Origin of the sequence: Micromonospora vulcania (genome assembly GCF_042658605.1) — a bacterium.
GTDB lineage: Bacteria > Actinomycetota > Actinomycetes > Mycobacteriales > Micromonosporaceae > Micromonospora > Micromonospora vulcania.
In genome coordinates this window covers 124,408-144,760 of the sequence record NZ_JBHSQS010000006.1, presented here as the reverse complement: position 1 = coordinate 144,760, position 20,353 = coordinate 124,408, and the positions used below count along the sequence as shown (strand labels likewise).

The 20,353-nt window shown below is 70.7% G+C and carries 13 protein-coding genes; 7 read left to right on the top strand and 6 right to left on the bottom strand.

Features of this window, described 5'->3' with window-relative positions; genetic code table 11:
- Window positions 1-6: 6 nt before the first annotated feature.
- The 5 genes from ACFQGL_RS11850 to ACFQGL_RS11830 form a co-directional block, all read right to left on the bottom strand.
- Window positions 7-1,110 carry a glycoside hydrolase family protein gene (locus ACFQGL_RS11850; RefSeq protein ID WP_377509930.1) on the bottom strand — a complete coding sequence of 368 codons (1,104 nt, stop codon included), beginning with the start codon at window positions 1,108-1,110 and terminating at the stop codon, window positions 7-9.
- 173 nt (window positions 1,111-1,283) lie between these two features.
- Window positions 1,284-2,645, bottom strand: a complete 1,362-nt coding sequence (locus ACFQGL_RS11845; protein WP_377509927.1) for a GH1 family beta-glucosidase — start codon at window positions 2,643-2,645, stop codon at window positions 1,284-1,286.
- Complete coding sequence (locus ACFQGL_RS11840; RefSeq protein WP_377509924.1) at window positions 2,642-3,520, bottom strand: carbohydrate ABC transporter permease; 879 nt, start codon at window positions 3,518-3,520, stop codon at window positions 2,642-2,644. The genes ACFQGL_RS11845 and ACFQGL_RS11840 overlap by 4 nt, the downstream gene beginning before the upstream one ends.
- 1 nt (window position 3,521) lies before the next feature.
- Entirely contained in the window at window positions 3,522-4,544 is a 1,023-nt protein-coding gene (locus ACFQGL_RS11835) for a carbohydrate ABC transporter permease (protein ID WP_377509921.1), read from the bottom strand.
- 81 nt (window positions 4,545-4,625) lie between these two features.
- Window positions 4,626-5,924, bottom strand: coding sequence for an ABC transporter substrate-binding protein (locus ACFQGL_RS11830; protein ID WP_377509918.1), 1,299 nt, complete (start codon window positions 5,922-5,924; stop codon window positions 4,626-4,628).
- Between the two features lie 328 nt (window positions 5,925-6,252).
- On the opposite strand from ACFQGL_RS11830, the gene ACFQGL_RS11825 reads away from it, so the two are divergent.
- The 3 genes from ACFQGL_RS11825 to ACFQGL_RS11815 all read left to right on the top strand — a co-directional run bounded on the left by ACFQGL_RS11825 (window position 6,253) and on the right by ACFQGL_RS11815 (window position 14,215).
- Entirely contained in the window at window positions 6,253-7,263 is a 1,011-nt protein-coding gene (locus ACFQGL_RS11825; protein WP_377509915.1) for a LacI family DNA-binding transcriptional regulator, read from the top strand.
- Between the two features lie 184 nt (window positions 7,264-7,447).
- Window positions 7,448-10,333, top strand: coding sequence for a glycosyl hydrolase (locus tag ACFQGL_RS11820; protein ID WP_377509912.1), 2,886 nt, complete (start codon window positions 7,448-7,450; stop codon window positions 10,331-10,333).
- A 210-nt stretch (window positions 10,334-10,543) separates the two neighbouring features.
- A complete protein-coding gene (locus ACFQGL_RS11815; protein WP_377509909.1) occupies window positions 10,544-14,215 on the top strand; it encodes a family 78 glycoside hydrolase catalytic domain in 3,672 nt (1,223 codons plus the stop codon).
- Window positions 14,216-14,314: 99 nt separating this feature from the next.
- On the opposite strand, the gene ACFQGL_RS11810 is transcribed toward ACFQGL_RS11815, so the two are convergent.
- Window positions 14,315-15,346, bottom strand: coding sequence for a LacI family DNA-binding transcriptional regulator (locus ACFQGL_RS11810; RefSeq protein WP_377509906.1), 1,032 nt, complete (start codon window positions 15,344-15,346; stop codon window positions 14,315-14,317).
- A gap of 235 nt (window positions 15,347-15,581) precedes the next feature.
- Between ACFQGL_RS11810 and ACFQGL_RS11805 the strand changes: the two genes are divergently transcribed.
- Genes ACFQGL_RS11805 through rhaS form a run of 4 tightly spaced genes read left to right on the top strand, consistent with a single transcriptional unit; the run spans window position 15,582 to window position 20,331 of the window.
- A complete protein-coding gene (locus tag ACFQGL_RS11805; protein WP_377509903.1) occupies window positions 15,582-17,105 on the top strand; it encodes a sugar ABC transporter ATP-binding protein in 1,524 nt (507 codons plus the stop codon).
- Entirely contained in the window at window positions 17,102-18,163 is a 1,062-nt protein-coding gene (locus ACFQGL_RS11800) for an ABC transporter permease (protein ID WP_377509900.1), read from the top strand. The genes ACFQGL_RS11805 and ACFQGL_RS11800 overlap by 4 nt, the downstream gene beginning before the upstream one ends.
- Complete coding sequence (locus ACFQGL_RS11795) at window positions 18,153-19,208, top strand: ABC transporter permease (protein WP_377509896.1); 1,056 nt, start codon at window positions 18,153-18,155, stop codon at window positions 19,206-19,208. The genes ACFQGL_RS11800 and ACFQGL_RS11795 overlap by 11 nt, the downstream gene beginning before the upstream one ends.
- Window positions 19,209-19,245: 37 nt before the next feature.
- Window positions 19,246-20,331, top strand: a complete 1,086-nt coding sequence (rhaS, locus tag ACFQGL_RS11790; protein ID WP_377509893.1) for a rhamnose ABC transporter substrate-binding protein — start codon at window positions 19,246-19,248, stop codon at window positions 20,329-20,331.
- The last annotated feature ends 22 nt before the right edge of the window (window positions 20,332-20,353 follow it).

Genomic DNA, 20,353 nt, shown 5'->3' with positions numbered 1-20,353 from the left:
GCCAGGTCAGCGCGCGGCCTGGTAGGCGCGGCCGACGGCGGTCGCCGTGCTGCCGGTCCGGAAGAGCCCGGTCTGGTCCTTGTCGGTGGCGGGTAGGCCGAACCAGGCGTACCGGTGCAGCCAGGACAGCCCGCTCAGCATCCGGGTCGCCGCGGTGAGGAAGGCGGCCTGCTGTGCCTGGCTCGGGAACCGGACGCCGTTGGAGAAGTCGATCAGCGCGAACTCGGTGAGCCAGATCGGCAGCTTGTAGCGGTTGTGGACCGCCGAGAGGTACGACTTGAGCTGGTTGACCGCGTTGGTGGTGGTGAAGTCGCCGCCGTACCAGTGCAGGGCGATGAAGTCGACCCGGTAGCCGCGTGCCTTCGCGCCGGTCATGAACCGGTCGAGCCACTCGCCCGGGCGGTCCCCGCCCCACGCCACGGCCGGGCTGCCCAGCGGGAGGCCGGTCGCCTGCAGTTGCGGCCACAGCTCAAGTGCCTGGTCCACGCTCATGTTGGCCTGGCCGCCCATGTCCGGCTCGTTGAATCCGAGCAGTTGGCGGCCGTTCGCCTTGGCCTGTTGCAGGTTGTTGGCGGTGACGCTCTTCGCTCCCCAGATCATCGGAACGAACTCGGCGCCCTTCGGGGTGGTGACGCCCTGGTGGTTCACGTTCCAGGTGTAGTACCAGCTCGCCGTGGAGTTGGCCAGGGCCTGGCTGACGCCGTCGAAGGTCCAGACGCCGACGCCCTTGCGCTTCGAGGTCACCGCGGGTCCCGCCGGGGCGGCCGGGCGGGTGGTCGCCGGCTTCGGGGTGGGGGTCGCGGCCGGCGCTCTCGTCGTGGCGGCGGGTGTGCTGACGGCGGGTGTGCCGGCGGGCTGGTCGGTCGGCGTGGTCACGCCTGGCAGCGGCTCGCCGGCCTGGGTCGCCGCCGGGGCGGGTGCCGGGCCGGTCGGTTGGGCCACGACGATCGCCCCGATCACCAGGACGGCCAGAAGGGCGGCCACCGAGATCGGGCCAAGTACGCGCTTCGAGCTGAACGGCAGACGGCCGCGTGGTCCGCGCCGGCGTGCCGCGTGGGCACCCCCGGTCATCATCGCGGCGTCGGTGTCGTCCCGGCCGGTTCCGCGCATCGATTCCACTCCTTGTGGTCGCACCGCTACCTGATGGAGGCGCCGGTGGAAATCCCACCAAAGCCTCCCCTCAGGAGACCGGCCGGCCGCATCGGGATAACAGTTTTCGCCACGAACGGCCGGGTGCCCTGGCCGCCACGCGCGGCCAGGGCACCCCGATCGTCGACCGACCGTCAGTCCGGCAGGGCGTTGCGGGCGATCACCGACCGGTACCAGTGGGCGCTGTCCTTGAGCGTCCGGCGTTGGGTGCGGTAGTCGACGTGCACCAGCCCGAACCGCTTGGAATAGCCCTCGGCCCACTCGAAGTTGTCCAGCAGCGACCAGGCGAGATAGCCCCGGACGTCGACGCCCCCGCGCAGGGCGGTGTGCACGGCTCGCAGGTGCCCGTCCAGGTAGGAGATCCGGTCGTCGTCCGGGACGTGGTCGCCGGAGACCTGGTCGTCGAAGGCGCCGCCGTTCTCGGTGACCCACAGCGGCGTACCGGGATAGTCGTGGTGCAGCCGGCGCAGCAGATCACTGAGGCCGGTCGGGTCGATCTCCCAGCCCATCGCGGTGGTCGGGCCGGTCGGGGCGCGGAACTCGATGCCGGCGGCACCCGGGTAGGTGCCGTTGCCCTCGGGTGCCCCGGGCCGGGCCGCCACGTACACCGGGTTGTAGTAGTTGATGCCGAGCAGGTCGATGGGCGCGGCGATGGTCTTCTCGTCGGATTCGGCGAGCCAGGTCGGCTCCCCGAACCGGCTGAGGTGGGCCAACACGTCGGCGGGGTAGCCGTCGCCGAGCACCGGGTCGAGGAAGATGCGGTTGTGCAGCCCGTCGATGAGGCGTACCGCGTCGGCGTCGGCGGCGCTGGTCGGGTCGTCGGGGCGTACCGCGACGGGGTTCACCACCAGACCGACGGACCGCGCGCCGGCCGCGCGCAGCGCCTGGGTGCCCAGGCCGTGGGCGAGCAGCAGGTGGTGGACGGCGGCGAAGGCCGCCGCCGGGTCCCGCCGGCCGGGAGCGTGGATGCCGCTGCCATAACCGAGGTACGCCGAGCACCACGGTTCGTTGAGCGTCGTCCAGCAGTCGACCCGGTCGCCGAGCCGATCGTGCACGACGGTGGCGTACTCGGCGAACGCCTCGGCGGTGCGGCGGTTGGTCCAGCCGCCGCGATCCTCCAGCGCCTGTGGCAGGTCCCAGTGGTAGAGGGTGGGCATCGGGGTGATCCCGTACCGGTGCAGCTCGTCCACGAGGCGGTCGTAGAAGTCCAGGCCGCGTTCGTTGGTGGGTCCGTCGCCGCCGGGTCGGACCCGGGGCCAGGCGATGGAGAAGCGGTACGCGCGCAGCCCGAGATCGGCCATCAGCGCCACGTCGTCCCGGTAGCGGCGGTAGTGGTCGCAGGCCTCGTCGCCGGTCTGACCCCCGGCCACCGCGCCCGGTGTCCGGCTGAAGGTGTCCCAGATCGACGGCGAGCGGCCGTCGGCGTCGACCGCGCCCTCGATCTGGTACGCCGCCGTGGAGGCGCCCCAGACGAACGTGTCGGGAAAGCTGATCATGCCTTCACGGCTCCTTCCATGATTCCGCTGACGATCTGCCGGCCGAAGACGACGAAGACCAGCAGCAGTGGCAGTGTGGCGATCGCGGTCCCGGCGAAGATCTGGGACATGTCCTGGTAGTAGCCCTGGGACAGGGCCCGTAGGGACAGCTGCACGGTGGGGTTCTCCGGATCGTTGAGCACCGCGTACGGCCAGATGAAGTCGTTCCAGGTGGTCATGAACGTGAGCAGGCCCAGTACGGCGGCGGCCGGCCGCAGCGCGGGCAGCACCACGTTGAGATAGATGCGCAACGAGCTGCAACCGTCGACGCGGGCCGCCTCGATCAACTCGTCGGGTACGGCGTCTGTCGTGTACTGCCGCATCAGGAACACCCCGAAGCCGGTGACCAGGGCCGGGACGATGACGGCCTGGAGTTGGTTCTGCCAGCCCAGTTTGGTCATCAGCATGTAGAGAGGGATCACGCCGAGCTGGGTGGGTACGGCCATCGTCGCGATGATCACCAGGAGCAGCTTGTTGCGGCCCCGGAAGCGGAGTTTGGCGAACGCGAAGCCGGCCAGCGAGGAGAAGAGCACCACGGAGACCGTCACGCAGATCGCCACGATCGCGGAGTTGACCATGCCGGTGAGGAAGTTGGCGTCGTCGTTGCCGAACAACCGGGACGCGTTCTCCGGCAGGTTGCCGCCGGGCAGCAACGCGGGTGGGAGCTGACCCGTGGCGTCGTTCGTCCGGGTGGCCACCACCACCATCCAGTAGATCGGGAAGACCGAGAAGGCGCAGGCCACGATCAGCGTGAAATAGGTGAGTCGACCGGCCGACCAGAGCCCGGTGCCACCACCACGGCCCGCCTGGCGCGGCGGACGCAGCACGGACGTCATGTCACAGCCCTCCCTTGCCCGAGCGACCGGTACGCCGGATGAGCGCCACGTTGACGACCGCGACGATGATGATCAGCAGGAACAGCATCCAGGCGATCGCCGAGCCGTAGCCGAAGTTGAAGTTCGGCGCGAAGGCGTTCTCGAACATGTACATCGTGATCGTCTGGGACTCCCGCAGCGTGCCGCCACGGATCGGGTTGGTGCCCGAGTTGAACAGCAGCGGCTCGGTGAAGAGTTGCAGGCCGCCGATGGTCGAGATGACCGTGCAGAAGATGATCGTGGGCCGCAGCAGCGGCACGGTGATGGACCAGAACTGGCGTACCAGCCGGGCGCCGTCCAGCGCGGCCGACTCGTACAGGTCCCGGGGGATGGCCTGCATGGCGGCCAGGAAGATCAGCGCGTTGTAGCCGGTCCACCGCCAGTCGACCATGGTGGACACCGCGATCCAGGCGCCGAACCGGTTCGCGTGCCAGTCGATGGCGTCCACGCCGACCAGGCCGAGAGCCCAGTTCACCAGGCCGAACTCGCGGCCGAACAACTGGCTGAAGACGATCGCGACGGCCGCCGTGGAGGTGAGGTTGGGGATCAGGATCCCCATCCGGAACGAGGTACGCGCGCGCAGCCCTCGGTTGAGCAGATTCGCCAACCACAGGGCGAGCAGCAGTTGGGGGACCGTCGAGATGACGAAGATGGCGAGGGTGTTGACGACCGAGTTCCAGAAGTCGGCGTCGCGGAGCAGGGCGGTGTAGTTGGCGAGGCCGACGAACGTCGGGTTCGCGGCGATGAGGTCCCACTCGTGCAGGGACACCCAGGCCGTGTAGGCGAGCGGATAGAGGCCGAAGATCGCGAAGAGCACGAAGAACGGCGCGATGTACAGGTAGGGGGCGTACCGGTTGTCGAATCGGCTGGTCCAGGAGGGCCGTGGACTCCGACGCTGTTCCCGGTCGTCCCGCCGGTGGCGGCGGGCGGACCGGCCGCCGATCGGGGTGGGCCGGTCGGCACCGGTGTCGACCTGAAGGCTCATCAGGCTCCTTGAGGGAAAGGGGCGGCCGGTGGGCGGCCCCGGGTCCCGGCGGTGGCCGGTCCCCGGGGCCGCTGGCGGCGGCTACTTCTGCGCGGCGGCCTTGGCCTTGCTGACCGCGTCGGACCAGCCGTCGGCGGCGCTGCGCTGGCCGAGTTCGACGGTGCGGACCGCGGTCTCCACCTCGGTACGGACGGCCTGGTTCTTCGGGCCCATATAGACCGGCCGGAGGCTCCTGGCGCCCGCACCGAAGATCTGCCCGACCGGGGCGTCACTGAAGTACGCGTTCTTGGCGTCCTTGACGGCCGGTTCGTCCAGGGCCTGCGGTGAGGAGGGCAGGTTGCCCTTGGCCTTGAACGCGCCGATCTGCCCCTGCGGACTGGTCAGGAACTTGGCCAACTCGATGGCCTCCTTCTGGTGCTTGCCCTGCTTCGGCACGGCGAGCACCGAGCCGCCCCAGTTGCCGCCGTTACCGGGGACCGAGGCGATGTCCCACTTGCCCTTGGCCTCCGGGCCGGCGTTGCCCTCGATGACACCGGTCATCCAGGCCGGGCAGGCGATGGTGGCGAACTTGCCCTGCTTGAACGCGGCGGACCACTCGTCCGAGAAGGCGCCGAACTTGCCGGACAGCTTCGCGTCGATGATCTTCACGGTGGTGTCGTACGCCGTGCGTACCGCCGGGTTGCTGTCCACGACCACCTGGTCGGACGTGTCGTAGTAGCTGTACCCGGTGGTGTTGCCGGCGGTCTGCAACAGGATGGTGTTGAAGGTGTTGGTGGCGGCGTCGAGGAAGCTCGCGCCCGTGTTGGCGGCGGCGAACCGCCGGCCGGTGTCGATGTAGGCGTCCCAGGTGGGCCACAGCTCGGACACGGCCTTGCGGTCGGTCGGCAGGCCGGCCTTGGCGAACAGGTCCTTGCGGTAGCACATCGCCATGCCGCCGACGTCGCTGCCGAGGCCGATCAACTTGCCGTCCTTGGTGAGCCCCTGGTTCCACCGCCAGTCCAGGAAGTTGCCCTTGAGCTCACCGGCGCCGTGGTCGAGCAGGTTGACGAAGTTGTTCGGGTTGGCCCGGTACTCGACGAGCAGGCCCTCCTCGATGGCGACGATGTCGCCGGCACCGGCACCGGCGGCCAGCCACCGGGTCAGCTTGGGGGAGTACTCGTCGAGGTTCGTGCCGGTGCCCCGCTCAACGATCTTGATGTTCGGGTGGTCGGCCATGTACTGCTTGTACAGCTCGTCATAGCCGAACTGGCTGAACACGTCGACGGTCAGGGTGACGGTGCCGTCGGCGTTCTCGCTGTCGTCGCCACAGGCGGAGACGCCGGTCAGGAGCACGGCGGCGGCGAGTGCGGCTGCCGCGAAGCGGCGGGGACGGGCTCTCATGGATTCGGACCCCTCTCAGGTCACGTCAGACGGTCGGAGCGGAGCGGCGAGGCCCCGGCAGGTGGGGGCGCGCGCTCCGGTGTCGATACGAGAGAGCGTTCTCAGAGCGGGATAAGAGTCACCGCATTGAATGTGTCCTGTCAAGAGAGCGCTCTCAGGGATAGTCTCCGAGAGCGGTGATCGCCGGGCCCGGCCTGCGGGCGGTCGGCGGGATGATCCAGTGACTACGATGACGCCGGAGGTGTCGTGTGATCCGCCTGCGAGACAACGGCCCGGGTCGGCCCGAGCCGTCCGGTGTGGATGCGCCGCGGCCGACGCCGGCCGGCCGATGACCGCCGCGGGCGGCCGGCCGACCCTGGAAGCCGTCGCCCGTCGGGCCGGCGTCTCCCGCGCCACGGTCTCGCGGGTGGTCAACGGGTCGCCGAAGGTCGCCGAGGAGATCCAGGTCCGGGTCCGCCAGGTGGTCGAGGAGATGGGGTACGTGCCCAACCAGGCCGCCCGTACCCTGGTCACCCAGCGGACCGACTCGATCGCGCTGGTCCTGACCGAGCAGGCCAACCGGGTCTTCTCCGACGACCAGTACTTCCCCGGCATCATCTTCGGGGTCAGTCAGGTGCTCGAGGACGCCGACAAGCAGTTGGTGCTGCTGATGGCGCACTCCGACGCCGGCCACGAGCGGATCGAGCGGTACGCCACCGGTGGGCACGTGGACGGCGTGTTGATCGCCTCCATGCACGGCGCCGACCCGCTGCCGGCCACCCTGGCCCGCCGCCGCATCCCGGTGATCTGCGGTGGACGCCCGCTCGGCCGGACCAACCTGCCGTACGTCGACGTCGACCAGGCCGGCGGCGTCGCCACCGCGATCGAGCATCTGCTGGCCGGCGGGCGGCGGCGCATCGCCACCATCGCCGGCCCGCAGGACATGGTGGCCGGCATCGAGCGGCTGGCCGCGTACCGCAACGCGTTGCGTGACTCGGACCGCCGGTCCATCGTGGCCGTCGGTGACTTCACCCGAGGGTCCGGCGCGGTGGCCATGCGGCAACTGCTGGCCGACGATCCGCAGCTCGACGCGGTCTTCGTCGCCTCGGACCTGATGGCGCACGGCGCGCTGCGCACCCTGCGGGAGGCGGGGCGCCGGGTTCCCGAGGACGTCGCCGTGATCGGCTTCGACGACGTGGAGATGGCCCAGTTCACCGATCCGCCGCTGACCACCGTCCGTCAGCCGATCGTGGAGATGGGCCGGCGGATGGCCGAACAGGTCCTCCGGCTGGCAGCCGGCGAGCAGGTCGACCACTCGGTCGTGCTGGCCACCGAGTTGGTCCTGCGCGACTCGACCTGAGCCGCGCCGCTTGCCCTGCCGGCCGGCGATCAGCCGTCGCGACGGCGCAACCGATCGGAAACATTGACGGGTACGAAAGTCGTCGCTACGCTTCCGGCGAGAGAGCGCTCTCACGGGCAGTCCCCCGCCCGCTCCTCGAACCCGGTGTCCCGGCCCGTCCCCAGCCGGCCGCCACGGAGGCATCATGAGACCGATTCCCCACCACCCCCGCCGGGCCACTGGCCCGGTCTCGCGCGTGCTGGCCGCTGGCGCCACCCTGGCGTTGCTGGTCGGCGGCCTGACGCTCGCCGCCCCCACCCGGCCCGCCGACGCCGCCCCCGCCGGCGCCGGCAGCTACACCACCACCCCGGTCGGCGCACTGCCCGCCGGGTGCGGCCAGCAGTCCACCAACCCCCGGCAGTACGCCACCGCCAACGCCCCGGCCGGCGCGGTACCCACCAACGACTGGTGGTCGTCGCTGCTCTGGAAGCGCACCGACTGCGCGTTCAGCGAACCGCTGCACGCCCACCCGTTGTCCTACGACACCTTCGCCAACGGCCTCGGCTTCTCCGGCAACTCCACACCCAGCATCAGCGGCACCGCCACCGGGGTGGGGGAGTACCACTACCCGTACGTGGAGGACATCCGGGTCGGCGTCAACGGCCTCGCCGCACCCAACGTCAAGGTCGACGGGTGGACCGACTGGACCGTCAGTCCGTACTGGAGTGACGGTGCCCGCAGCCTGCGCGCCACCATCGGTCACGGCCTGCCCTTCGCGTACTTCCAGAGCAGCGGCGGCGACGCGGTGATCAACGCGTCCGGCACGCCGACGGTGTGGTCCAACAGCGGCGCCACCATCGGGTTCACCGTCGCGGGCCACGACTACGTCGGCTACGCGCCCAGCGGCGCCACCTGGACCGTGGCGGGCGCACGGATCAGCTCCACCCTCGCCGGTCGGGGCTACTTCTCGGTCGCCCTGCTCCCGCCGACGGCCAACGGCACCGACCGGGCCGCGCTCGCCACCAGCTACGGCCGGTACGCCCACGCGCACGTCACCGGCACCCGGGTCAGCTACTCGTACAACCCGTCGACCAGCACGGTGAGCACCACGTACGCGTTCACCACCACGGCCCGCGAGGGCACCGCCACGCAGACCGTGGTCAGCCTCTATCCGCACCAGTGGAAGGCGCTGACCGGGGCGACCCCGCTCACCCAGACCTACCCCTCGGCCCGGGGTCGGATGAGGGTGCTCACCGGGATCAGCCAGTTCACCACCTCGATGCGGTACCAGGGCGTACTGCCGGAGCTGCCGCCGGTCGGCGCGACCGGCGCGGACCTGACCACCCTGCGCAACCACCTGGCCGCCGCTCGTGGCAACCCGATGGACCAGCGTGGCAACGACACCTACTGGACGGGCAAGGGCCTCGGCCGCGCCGCCCGCCTCGCCGAGATCGCCGATCTGGTCGGCGACGTCGACACCCGCACCAGCGCCCTGAACGCCATCCGTTCCACCCTCACCGACTGGTTCACCGCGTCGGCCGGCAAGACCTCGCGCGTCTTCTACTACGACGCCAACTGGGGCACCCTGATCGGCTACCCCGCCTCGTACGGGTCCGACCAGGAACTCAACGACCACCACTTCCACTACGGCTACTTCATCGCCGCCGCGGCGACACTGGCCAAGTTCGATCCGAGCTGGGCGACGGCGAGCCAGTACGGCACCATGGTCGACCTGCTCATCCGGGACGCCGACAACTACGACCGCACCGACACCCGCTTTCCCTACCTGCGGGACTTCGACATCTACGCCGGCCACGACTGGGCCTCCGGGCACGGCTCGTTCGGCTCGGGCAACAACCAGGAGTCCTCGTCCGAGGGGATGAACTTCGCCAACGCCCTGATCCAGTGGGGGCAGGCGACCGGGAACACCGCCGTCCGGGACGCCGGTGTCTTCCTCTACACCACCCAGGCCGCGGCCATCCAGGAATACTGGTTCGACGCCAGCGACCAGAACTTCCCGACCGCGTTCGGCCACTCCACGGTGGGCATGGTCTGGGGTGACGGCGGCGCGTACGCCACCTGGTTCAGCGGTGAGCCGGAGATGATCCATGGCATCAACCTGCTGCCCGTCACCGGTGGTCACCTCTACCTCGGCCAGAACCCGGCGTACGTACGCACCAACTACGCCGAGCTGGTCCGCAACAACGGCGGTCCACCGACGGTCTGGCAGGACATCCTCTGGCAGTTCCAGGCTCTCGGCGACGCGGACGCCGCCCTGGCCAACCTGCGCGCCAACCCCGGCTACACCCCGGAGGAGGGCGAGAGCCGGGCGCACACGTTCCACTGGATCCGCAACCTCGCGGCCCTCGGCACCGTCGACACCAGCGTCACGGCCAACCACCCGCTGGCCGCGGTGTTCAACCGCAACGGCGCCCGCACCTACGTGGCGGCCAACCTGACCGGCGCGCAGATCACGGTCACCTTCTCGAACGGCACCACGCTCACCGTGCCGGCCGGGAAGACCGCCACCACCGGGGCGTACACCTGGGTCGGGGGCAGTGCCGGCGGTGGCACCAACCCGGACCCCGACCCCGATCCCGACCCGGACCCGGATCCCGATCCGGTCGGCAGCCCGACCCAGTACCTGCTGCCCGGCGGGAGGCTCGGCGCCGTCGGCACCGCGGCCACGACCACGGTCGCCGCCGCGGGCGGAAACCACGACGGTACGCCGACCAACGCCGCGGTCTTCACCACGACCGGGCTCACCCTCGGCTACCAGGGCGGCCAACCCACCTTCGACCTGTTCCTGGACGCCGGATCGGCGGTCGGCAACGGGGTGCAGGTGCGGCTGTCCTACGACCTGACCGGCAACGGTAGCTGGGATCGGGTGGAGACCTACCGGTACTTCGCCACCGACCCGGTGACCGGGTACGAGCACTACACGCAGACCGCCGGCCTGCAGTCGTCCACCGGCGCGCTGGGCAACCTGGTTGGCGGCACGGTACGCGCCGAGGTGTGGTCCGCCATCGGCAACAACCCGACCACCCTCGGCCTCGGCAACACCTCGGTGATCCGCCTGCCGTACGCCTGACCGTCGATCGCGCTGTCGTTCCGCGCCGGACATCCCGTCCGGCGCGGGACGTCGACGTGTCGATCCAGCGCCGCCGCCGCTCGCGCTCGCCGGCCGATCCATTGCGGCCGGAACTCATCGCCGTGAATGTCTTCACTTGACCACAACGAGCGCGTAGCCTGCCTGAAACGATTCATCCTGCTACCACCACCAGAAGGATGAGGACCAGGTATGACGCGCACACCGCGGCACCGCGCCGCACTCTCGGCGCTTCTCGCGCTACTGCTCGGCGTGACACCGATGGCGGGACCGGGGCCGGCGTCGGCTGCGCCGGCCGCCGCAGCGCTCACCGTGACCGGCCTGACCACCGAACGAGCGTCCGAGCCGATCGGGCTGGACGTGGCCAAGCCCCGCCTCGGCTGGCGGATCGAATCCGCCGCGCGAGGCGTGCTCCAGGAGTCGTACCAGGTGCGGGTCGCCACCAGCACCGACCGGCTCGGCAACCCGGACGTCTGGGACAGCGGCCGGGTCCGGTCACGCGAGAGCACCCTCGTTGCCTACGCCGGGCCGCAACTGCGACCACGAACCCGCTACGTCTGGCAGGTCCAGGTCTGGGACACCGCTGGTGACGCGTCCGGGTGGAGCGCGCCCGCGTCCTGGGAGACCGGCGTACGGGGTGGCGAGGGCTGGCAGGCCGACTGGATCGGTCTGCCCTCGCCCACCGAGAGCTGGGCCGACTACACGGTGCAGACGACGGTCCGGCTGGAACGCGACGCGGCGGGAATCTACCTGCGCGCCCGTGGCGCGGCCAACGCGTACATGTGGCAGTTCTCCATCACCGGCGGTAGCGCCAAGCTGCGCCCGCACGCCCGGGTCGACGGCGCCTGGACCGTGCTCAAGGAGGTGCCGCTCGGCGCGGTCGTACCGGCCGACAAGCTGACCACACCGCACACCCTGCGCATCACGGCGGCCGGAAACACCATCACCACCTGGGTCGACGGCACCCAGGTCGACGTCACCACCAACACCGCGCACCGGGCCGGTTCGGTTGGCCTGCGCACCAACGGCGCGGAGACCGGCGTCTTCTCCAACTTCTCGGTGACCAGTGGCGGCCAGACCCTCTTCGCGGCTCCGCTCACCGACGGGCAGAACCCGTTCGGGGCGGGCACGGCCACCTCCGCCGGCCTGCGGGTCACCGGCGACACCGAGGCGATGCTCACCGCGCTGGACGCGAACCCGCTGCTGCGCAAGGGCTTCCGGGTCAACGGCACGGTCGCCCGGGCCCGGATGTACGCCACCGCGCTCGGTGTCTACGAGCTGTCGCTCAACGGCCAGCGGGTCGGCAACCACGAGCTGGCACCCGGCTGGACCGACTACCACCAGCGGGTGCAGTACCAGACGTACGACGTGACCAGCCAGCTCCGTTCCGGCGACAACGCCGTCGGCGCCCAGCTCGGCGACGGCTGGTACGCCGGCAGCATCGCCTGGTTCGGCACCGACAACTACGGCTCCCGCCCGCATCTCAGCGCGCAACTGGTGATCGACTACACCGACGGGCGCAGCGAGACGGTCGGCACCGACGGCTCGTGGCGAGCCACGGCCGGGCCGTTCCTGCAGACCGACCTGATCCACGGCGAGACCTACGACGCGCGCCGGCTGCCGGCCGGCTGGGACACGCCCGGGTTCAACGACACCGGGTGGTCGGCCGCCACGGTCGACGACGTCGACGCCACCGACAAGATCGTCGCTCAGGTCGACCCGCCGGTGCGGGTCACGCAGGAACTGCCGGCCAAGGCGCTGACCCAGCCCACCCCCGGCACCTGGATCTTCGACCTCGGCCAGAACATGGTGGGCAAGGTGCGGCTGAGGGTCAACGGAGCGGCCGGCACCACGGTCCGCATCCGGCACGCCGAGGTGCTCAACCCCAACGGCACCGCGTACACGGCCAACCTGCGTACGGCCCGGGCCACCGACAACTACACCCTGCGCGGTGGCGGTGCCGAGGTCTACGAGCCGACCTTCACGTTCCACGGCTTCCGTTACGTCGAGCTGACCGGCTTCCCCGGCACTCCGAGCCTGTCCACGGTCACCGGCCTGGTCATGCACACCGACGGGGGCCTGACCAGTGAGTTCACCACCTCCAACGCGATGGTGAACCAGCTGCACAGCAACATCACCTGGGGCCAGCGCGGCAACTTCCTGTCCATCCCGACCGACACCCCGGCGCGGGACGAGCGGCTCGGCTGGACCGGCGACATCAACGTCTTCGCCAACACCGCGACGTTCAACATGGACAGCCTGACGTTCCTCAGCAAGTGGCTGCAGGACCTGCGGGACGCGCAGTCAGCCAACGGCGCCTACCCGGACGTCGCTCCCCGTGCCTGCTGCGGGGACGGTGCGACCGGCTGGGCCGACGCCGGGATCACCGTGCCGTACACGCTCTGGCAGCGCTACGGCGACACCCGGGTGGTCGAGGAGCACTACGCCTCGATGGTGCGGTACGCGTCCTGGCTGGAGAGCACCAGCTCGGGCAACCGGCGTACCAACGCCGGCCCGTACCTCGACTGGCTCAACCTGGACGACCCGACGCCCGCCGGTGTCGTCGGCACCGCGTACTACGCGTACAGCATCCGGCTGCTGGGGCAGATGGCCGGCGCCATCGGGCGGACGGCCGACGCGGCCCGCTACGCGGCGCTGTCCAACGCCATCGCGCAGGCGTTCGTCGATGAGTACGTCTCGGCCGACGGCGCCGTGCAGGGCGACAGCCAGACCGGGTACGTGCTGGCCATCGGCATGAGGTTGCTGCCGGACCCGCTGCGGGCCAAGGCTGCCGACCGGCTGGTCGCCAACGTGCAACGGCACGACTGGCACCTCTCCACCGGCTTCCTCGGCACTCCGGACCTGCTGCCGGCGCTGAGCGACACCGGGCACCTGGACGTCGCCTACCGGCTGCTGCTCAACGACACCTACCCATCCTGGGGCTACGAGATCGCCCGGGGCGCGACCACGATCTGGGAGCGCTGGAACTCGATCATGCCGGACGGCAGCTTCGGCGACGTGGGGATGAACTCCTTCAACCACTACGCCTACGGCGCGGTTGGCGACTGGATGTACCGGACGGTGGCGGGCATTCAACCCGACGCCGGCAACCCCGGGTACGCCCACCTCACGTTCGCGCCTCAGCCGGGCGGCGGTCTCACCTCGGCCAGGGCGTCGTACCGCTCGGCGTACGGGTCGATCGGCAGCGACTGGAACCTCGACGCGGGCGGCGACCTGCGGCTCCGTCTCACAGTGCCGGCCAACACCACGGCGACGGTCCGCATCCCCACACCCGGGCCGGAGGCGGTCACCGAGGGCGGCCGGCCGGCAGGGCAGGCCGACGGGGTGCGGTACGTCCGGATGGACGGCGCGGTCGCCGTCTACGAGATCGGGTCCGGCTCCTACTCCTTCGCCGTCGACAACGACCCGCCGGCGGGTGCGTACGACCACGTCGACCTCGGCGTCCAGGCGTCCGAGCAGGCGCACCGCCTCGCGGCGTCGACCTACTCGGGCACCAGCGTCGAGGCCGGGCTGACCCGCCGGTACACCGACGTGACGCGCCCCGGCGGTTGGTTCGAGTTCGACCTCGCTGTCCGGCCCAACGAGCCGTTCGTGCTGCGTTCGGTCGAGACGTACGACGGGCCGCAGCTCAAGGACTACCAGGTGGTCGTGGACGGGGTGGTGGCGCACACCCGGTCGTGGCAACGCACGGCGACCGGGCCCGGCACGGTCAGCTACCAGTTCGTCGTCGACCGGCCGGACGCGACCCGCGACGGCGTGGTGCGGGTCCGCTACCAGGACACCGGTGGCGGCTACGACCCGTCGATCGCCGACGTCTGGGTGACGCCGGTCCCGGCAGCCTGATCCACGAGCACGGCTAGGTTCCGCGTCGCGCGGATCGTGGAGGCGGCGGGGTCGAACCTGTGGTGGATGTCCGCCACGTCGCCCCGCCGCTTCGGTCGGTCAGCGTCGGGTGCGTCGGGGCTGGTCGCTGGAGCGGCGGACGACCAGCTCCGGCTGGAAGACCACATGCCGGTGCCGGTGCGTGTCGCCGGACTCGGCCTCCTCCAGCAGCAGCTCCGCGGCGGTGCGGCCGAGCTGGTCGCGCGGCTGACGCACCGACGACAGCGGCACGGCCGCCGCGTCGGCGAACTCGATGTCGTCGTAGCCGACGATGGCCACGTCGACCGGCACCCGCAGGCCGCGCGCGGTCAGTTCCTGGAGTACGCCCAGCGCGATCAGGTCGTTGGCGCAGAAGACGGCGGTCGGCCGCTGCCGGGCCGGCAGCGCCAGCAGTTCCTCGGCGGCACGGCGGCCGGCGGCGACGGTCAGGCTGGAGGTCGCCGCCACCCGGAGTTCGGCGGCGCCACCGCGTTCCTCCAGCGCGGCCGCGGCTCCGGCGTGCCGGTCGGCGACCTGGGCGAGCGAGAGCGGGCCGCCGAGGTAGGCGATGCGTTGGTGCCCCTGATCCAGCAGGTGGTCCATGGCGAGCCGGCCGCCGAGGACGTCGTCGACCGCCACCGAGCAGCGGTTCGCCCGGCCCGTACCCCGATCCACCAGCACCACCGGGATGCCCCGGTCGATGAGCTTGTCCAGGTTGGGTTGGGGGCCGTGCCCGACCGGGGTGATGAGGACACCGCGGACCCGCTGCTCCTCCAACAGCTCCAGGTGTCGGCGCTCCCGTGCGCTGTCCTCGCCGCTGTTGCAGACGACGAGCATGGCGCCGGCCTCCTCGATCACCTGTTCGGCGCCGCGGACCACGTCGGTGAAGAACGGGTTGGCCACGTCCAGAACGACGATGGCGACGGTCCGACTGTGCCCGGCGCGCAGTTGACGTGCGGAGTCGTTGCGGACGTAGCCGAGCGTGGTGATGGCGTCGAGCACCCGCTGGCGGGTTGCGGGGGCGACGGTGTCGGGCCGGTTGAGCACGTTGCTCACCGTGCCGAGAGAGACGCCAGCGTGCCGGGCGACCTCCTTGATGTTCGCCGTTGCCATGGCTCCCTCGACACTGGTTCGACCTGGTCGCCGGGCAGTCTATATCTCCTAAAACGTTTCATCCAGCCCAGCGGCAGCGCCGCGCGTCGGTTCTACGGGCGGTGCAGGGGTGCCGGACGCCCAATCGAGCCCGCATCAGCAACAGGAAAGAAATCGCGGCGAAACTCTTGACGCTCTCGAATGGCTGCCCCTACGGTCCATGCACGAACCGTGAAACGATTCAGGAGGGGATCGGATGACCGCCGAACTACCGGGCACGGACGAGGCTCCGCTGCTGGTACTCGACGGCGTGACGAAGTCCTTCGGGGCCGTCGCCGCGCTCCGCGGGGTGCACCTGGCACTGCACCCCGGTGAGGCCCACGCCCTGGTCGGCGAGAATGGTGCCGGCAAGTCCACCCTGGTGAAGATCCTGGCCGGCGCGCACGCGCCGGACGCCGGTGAGATGACCCTGGACGGGCAGCCGCTGCGGCTGCGTGGCCCCGCCGACGCCCGAGCCGCCGGCATCGCCGTCATCTACCAGGAGCCCACGCTCTTTCCGGACCTGTCCGTGGCGGAGAACATCTTCATGGGCCGGCAGCCGCTTCGCGGCCTGCGCCGCATCGACGCCGCCGCGATGAACCGCGACGCCGAGCAGCTGTTCCAGCGGCTGGGGGTCCGGATCGACCCGACCCGACCGGCCCGTGGGCTGTCGATCGCCGACCAGCAGCTCGTCGAGATCGCCAAGGCGCTCTCCTTCGACGCCCGCGTGCTGGTCATGGACGAGCCCACCGCCGCGCTCTCCGGGGTGGAGGTCGAGCGGCTCTTCGCGGTCGCCCGGTCGCTCTGCGAGCGCGGCGCGGCGGTGCTGTTCATCTCGCACCGGTTCGACGAGGTGTTCGACCTGTGCCAACGCGTCACCGTGCTGCGCGACGGCGCCTGGGTCTCCAGCGACCGGGCCGCCGATCTCACCGTCGACGAGGTGGTGCGGCGCATGGTCGGCCGAGACGTCGCCTCGCTCTATCCGAAGCAGGACGCCGAGCTGCGCGACACGCTGCTCGAGGTCCGCGGGTTGACCCGAACCGGCGTCTTCACCGACGTGTCGTTCTCGGTCCGTGGCGGAGAGATCGTCGCGCTCGCCGGGCTTGTCGGCGCCGGCCGCAGTGAGGTCGCCCGGGCCGTCTTCGGCGTCGACCGGTACGACGCGGGCGAGGTGCTGGTGGCCGGTCGGGCCGTCCGGGCCGGAAGCCCGGGCCGGGCGATCGCCGCCGGCATGGCGCTGGTCCCCGAGGACCGGCGGCAGCAGGGCCTGGTCATGGAGCTGTCGGTGGAGCGCAACGCCACCCTGGCCCGCCGTCGGGCCCTGAGCCGGCTGGGCATCCTGCTCGGTGGCGCCGAGCGTGCCGAGGCCCGCAGTTGGACGCGACGGCTACAGGTGAAGGCCTCCCGGCTCGGGGCGCCGGTGGCCACCCTCTCGGGTGGCAACCAGCAGAAGGTCGTACTCGCCAAGTGGCTGGCCACCGAGCCGCGGATCCTGATCATCGACGAACCCACCCGTGGCATCGACGTCGGCACCAAGTCCGAGGTGCACCGTCTGCTCTCCGAGCTGGCCGGCGAAGGGCTGGCCATCCTCATGATCAGCAGTGAACTGCCCGAGGTGCTCGGGATGGCCGACCGGGTCCTGGTCATGCACGAGGGGCGACTGGTCCGCGAGCTGCCCCGGGCCGAGGCGGACGAGACCTCCATCATGTTCGCCGCCACCGGTCAAGGAGCGACCGCATGAGCCTCACCGATGCCGGCGCGCCCGAGCGGGCCACCGCCAACGCCCCGACCGAGCCCGACCGGCCGCGCCGCAGTCTCACCGAGCGGCTGCTCGCCGTACGCGAGCTGAGTCTGCTGCTCGCGCTCGGCCTGCTGGTCCTGGTGACCACCCTGCGCAACGACCGGTTCCTGAGCGGTCAGAGCATCAAGGACCTGCTGCTGGGCTGCGCGATCCTGGTGATCCTGGCGGTCGGCCAGACGCTGGTCATCGTCACCCGCAACGTCGACCTCTCGGTCGGTTCGATCCTGGGCCTGGTCGCGTTCGCCACCGGAACGCTGTTCCTCAACGCGTCCGGCACCCCGTGGCCGGTGGCGCTCGTGGTCGGTGTGGCCCTGGGCGCGCTGTGCGGCGCGGTCAACGGTGGCCTGATCGCGGTGGCCCGGGTGCCCGCCCTGGTCATCACCCTCGGCACGCTGTACGCCTTCCGTGGCGTCGACTACTACTGGGCGTCCGGCCGGCAGATCAACGCCGCCGACATGCCCCCGGCGTTCCTGCGGCTGGGCAACCAGACGGTGCTCGGCGTACCCGTGCTGTTCCTCGTCGCTCTGGTCGTCGTCGCCGCGGTCGGCTTCTACCTGCGCTCCTACCGCAGCGGCCGGGAGTTGTACGCGATCGGCTCGGAACCTGCGGCCGCCCGGCTCTCCGGCATCCCGGTGGGTCGGCGGGTGTTCGCCGTGTTCGTCGCCAACGGCGCGCTCGCCGGGCTCGCCGGCGTGCTGTACGCGGCCCGCTTCGGCACCCTCGACGCGGCCGCCGGCAACGGCCTGGAACTCCAGGTCGTCGCCGCGGCCGTGGTCGGCGGGGTGGCGATCTTCGGCGGCAGCGGCAGCGCCTACGGCGCGGCGCTCGGCGCCGTGCTGCTGACCACGATCGGCAGCTCGCTCGCTGTCCTGCGCATCGACCCGTTCTGGCAGCAGGCCGTGGTCGGCGCACTCATCCTCGCCGCCATCGGGCTGGACCGGCTCCTGGCCCTGCGGGTGGCGGCCCGCCTCCGAGGGAGAAGCGCCCATGGCGCATGACAGCCTGTACGCCGCACCGCCCACCGCCGAGGCCGAGCCCGGCGCGGGCCGCCTCGCCACCCTGCGCGGGCTGCTCGGCTCGTGGGACACCGCGATCGTCGCCGCCCTCGTGGTGGCCGTGCTGGTCGCCGGCCTGACCGTGGAGAACTTCGCCACCGGCCGCAACGCCCAGTTCCTGCTGCTCGACCTGGTGCCGCTGGCGCTCATCGCACTGCCGATGACCCTGATCGTGATCACCGGCGAGATCGACCTCTCGGTGGCCAGCATGGTCGGCCTGTGCAGCACCCTGATGGGACAGCTCTGGCTCTCCAGCGGGTTGTCCCTGGAGCTGATCTGCGTCCTCGTGGTGCTGCTCGGTGCCGTACTCGGGGCCGTGAACGGCCTCTTCGTCACCGGCTTCGGTCTGCCCTCGTTGGCGGTGACCATCGGTACGCTCGCGCTCTACCGGGGGCTGTCCTTCGTCCTGCTCGGTGACCAGGCCGTCGCCGACTTCCCGGCCGACTGGACCGCCGCCATGGTGCGCAACATCCCCGGCACGTCGATCCCGGTCGTGGTGGTCCCCGTGCTGCTGCTGGCACTGGTCTTCGGGGTCGTCCTGCACGCCACCCCGGCCGGCCGGGCGCTCTACGCCATGGGCAACAACGACCAGGCCGCCACGTTCACCGGTGTCTCGGTGGCCCGGACGAAGTTCTGGCTCTTCGTGGTCTCCGGAGCCGTGTGCGGCCTGGTCGGCATCTTCTGGACGCTGCGCTACGCCAGCGCCCGCGGCGACAACGCCACCGGCCTGGAGCTGACCGTGGTGACCGCCGTACTGCTCGGCGGCGTCTCGATCTTCGGCGGCCGGGGTGGCCTGCTCGGCGTGCTGGCCGGCGTCCTGCTCCTGGGCGTCCTGCGCAACGCGCTGCAACTCGCCGACGTCGACGCCAACGCGCTGACGATCGTCACCGGCACCCTGCTCATCGCATCCGTGGTGCTGCCCAACGCCGTCGCGGACATCCGCGCCCGGCTGCACCGTCGACGACAGCGGCACCCCGTCGCTTCGTGAGGTCCCCCGCGTTACAACCACCCCCGGAAGGATGACGATGTCCGCGTACCGCAGAGGGCTCCGTGTCGGGGCCACCAGCCTCACCCTCGCCGCACTGCTGCTCAGCGCCACGGCCTGTGGCGGCACCACCCGGGACAATTCCGACAACGACTCCGGAGCCGGCAACCAGGCGAGCGGCGCCGCCAATCCCGACGCCGCCATCAAGGAAGGGCTCAAGATCGCCTTCCTGCCGAAGCAGCTCAACAACCCGTACTTCACCGTCTCGGACGGCGGCGGCAAGTCGGCCGTCACCGAGATCAAGGGTGAGTTCAAGGAGGTCGGCCCGTCCGAGGCCAGCGCCTCGTCCCAGGTCAGCTACATCAACACCCTGTCCCAGCAGGGCATGGACGTGATCGTCACCTCGGCCAACGACCCGAACGCGATCTGCGGCGCGCTGAACCAGGCGAAGACGGCCGGCGCGAAGATCGTCACCTTCGACTCGGACACCAAGCCGGAGTGCCGCCAGATCTTCGTCAACCAGGTCACCGCCGAGGGCATCGCGGAGAACCAGGTCAAGCTCATCTCGCAGCAGATCGGCGGCGAGGGCGAGATCGCCATCCTGTCGGCCACCGCCAACGCGACCAACCAGAACGCCTGGATCGCGCTGATGAAGGACGAGCTGAAGAAGCCCGAGTACGCCAAGATCAAGCTCGTCACCGTGGCGTACGGGAACGACGACGACCAGAAGTCCTTCCAGGAGACCCAGGGTCTGCTGCAGTCGTACCCGAACCTCAAGGGCATCATCTCGCCGACCACCGTCGGCGTCGCGGCGGCCGGCCGCTACCTCAGCGGGTCGCAGTACAAGGGCAAGGTCAAGCTGACCGGTCTGGGCACCCCCAACCAGATGCGCCAGTACGTCAAGGACGGCACCGTCGACGCGTTCGCCCTGTGGAGCCCCGCCGACCTCGGCTACCTCGCCGCGTACGCCGGTGCGGCACTGGCGTCCGGCCAGATCACCGGCGCCGAGGGTGACAAGTTCAAGGCCGGCAAGCTCGGCGAGTTCACCGTCGGCAAGGACGGGGTGGTCGTCCTCGGCCCGCCCACCGTCTTCGACAAGAACAACATCGACCAGTTCCAGTTCTGACCGCCTCCCCGGTCGGTGCGGC

Coding starts and splice junctions, on each gene's coding strand:
- ACFQGL_RS11850 (WP_377509930.1), bottom strand. CDS start 1,110: ATGCGCGGAACCGGCCGGGACGACACCGACGCCGCGATGATGACCGGG.
- ACFQGL_RS11845 (WP_377509927.1), bottom strand. CDS start 2,645: ATGATCAGCTTTCCCGACACGTTCGTCTGGGGCGCCTCCACGGCGGCG.
- ACFQGL_RS11840 (WP_377509924.1), bottom strand. CDS start 3,520: ATGACGTCCGTGCTGCGTCCGCCGCGCCAGGCGGGCCGTGGTGGTGGC.
- ACFQGL_RS11835 (WP_377509921.1), bottom strand. CDS start 4,544: ATGAGCCTTCAGGTCGACACCGGTGCCGACCGGCCCACCCCGATCGGC.
- ACFQGL_RS11830 (WP_377509918.1), bottom strand. CDS start 5,924: ATGAGAGCCCGTCCCCGCCGCTTCGCGGCAGCCGCACTCGCCGCCGCC.
- ACFQGL_RS11825 (WP_377509915.1), top strand. CDS start 6,253: ATGACCGCCGCGGGCGGCCGGCCGACCCTGGAAGCCGTCGCCCGTCGG.
- ACFQGL_RS11820 (WP_377509912.1), top strand. CDS start 7,448: ATGAGACCGATTCCCCACCACCCCCGCCGGGCCACTGGCCCGGTCTCG.
- ACFQGL_RS11815 (WP_377509909.1), top strand. CDS start 10,544: ATGACGCGCACACCGCGGCACCGCGCCGCACTCTCGGCGCTTCTCGCG.
- ACFQGL_RS11810 (WP_377509906.1), bottom strand. CDS start 15,346: ATGGCAACGGCGAACATCAAGGAGGTCGCCCGGCACGCTGGCGTCTCT.
- ACFQGL_RS11805 (WP_377509903.1), top strand. CDS start 15,582: ATGACCGCCGAACTACCGGGCACGGACGAGGCTCCGCTGCTGGTACTC.
- ACFQGL_RS11800 (WP_377509900.1), top strand. CDS start 17,102: ATGAGCCTCACCGATGCCGGCGCGCCCGAGCGGGCCACCGCCAACGCC.
- ACFQGL_RS11795 (WP_377509896.1), top strand. CDS start 18,153: ATGGCGCATGACAGCCTGTACGCCGCACCGCCCACCGCCGAGGCCGAG.
- rhaS (WP_377509893.1), top strand. CDS start 19,246: ATGTCCGCGTACCGCAGAGGGCTCCGTGTCGGGGCCACCAGCCTCACC.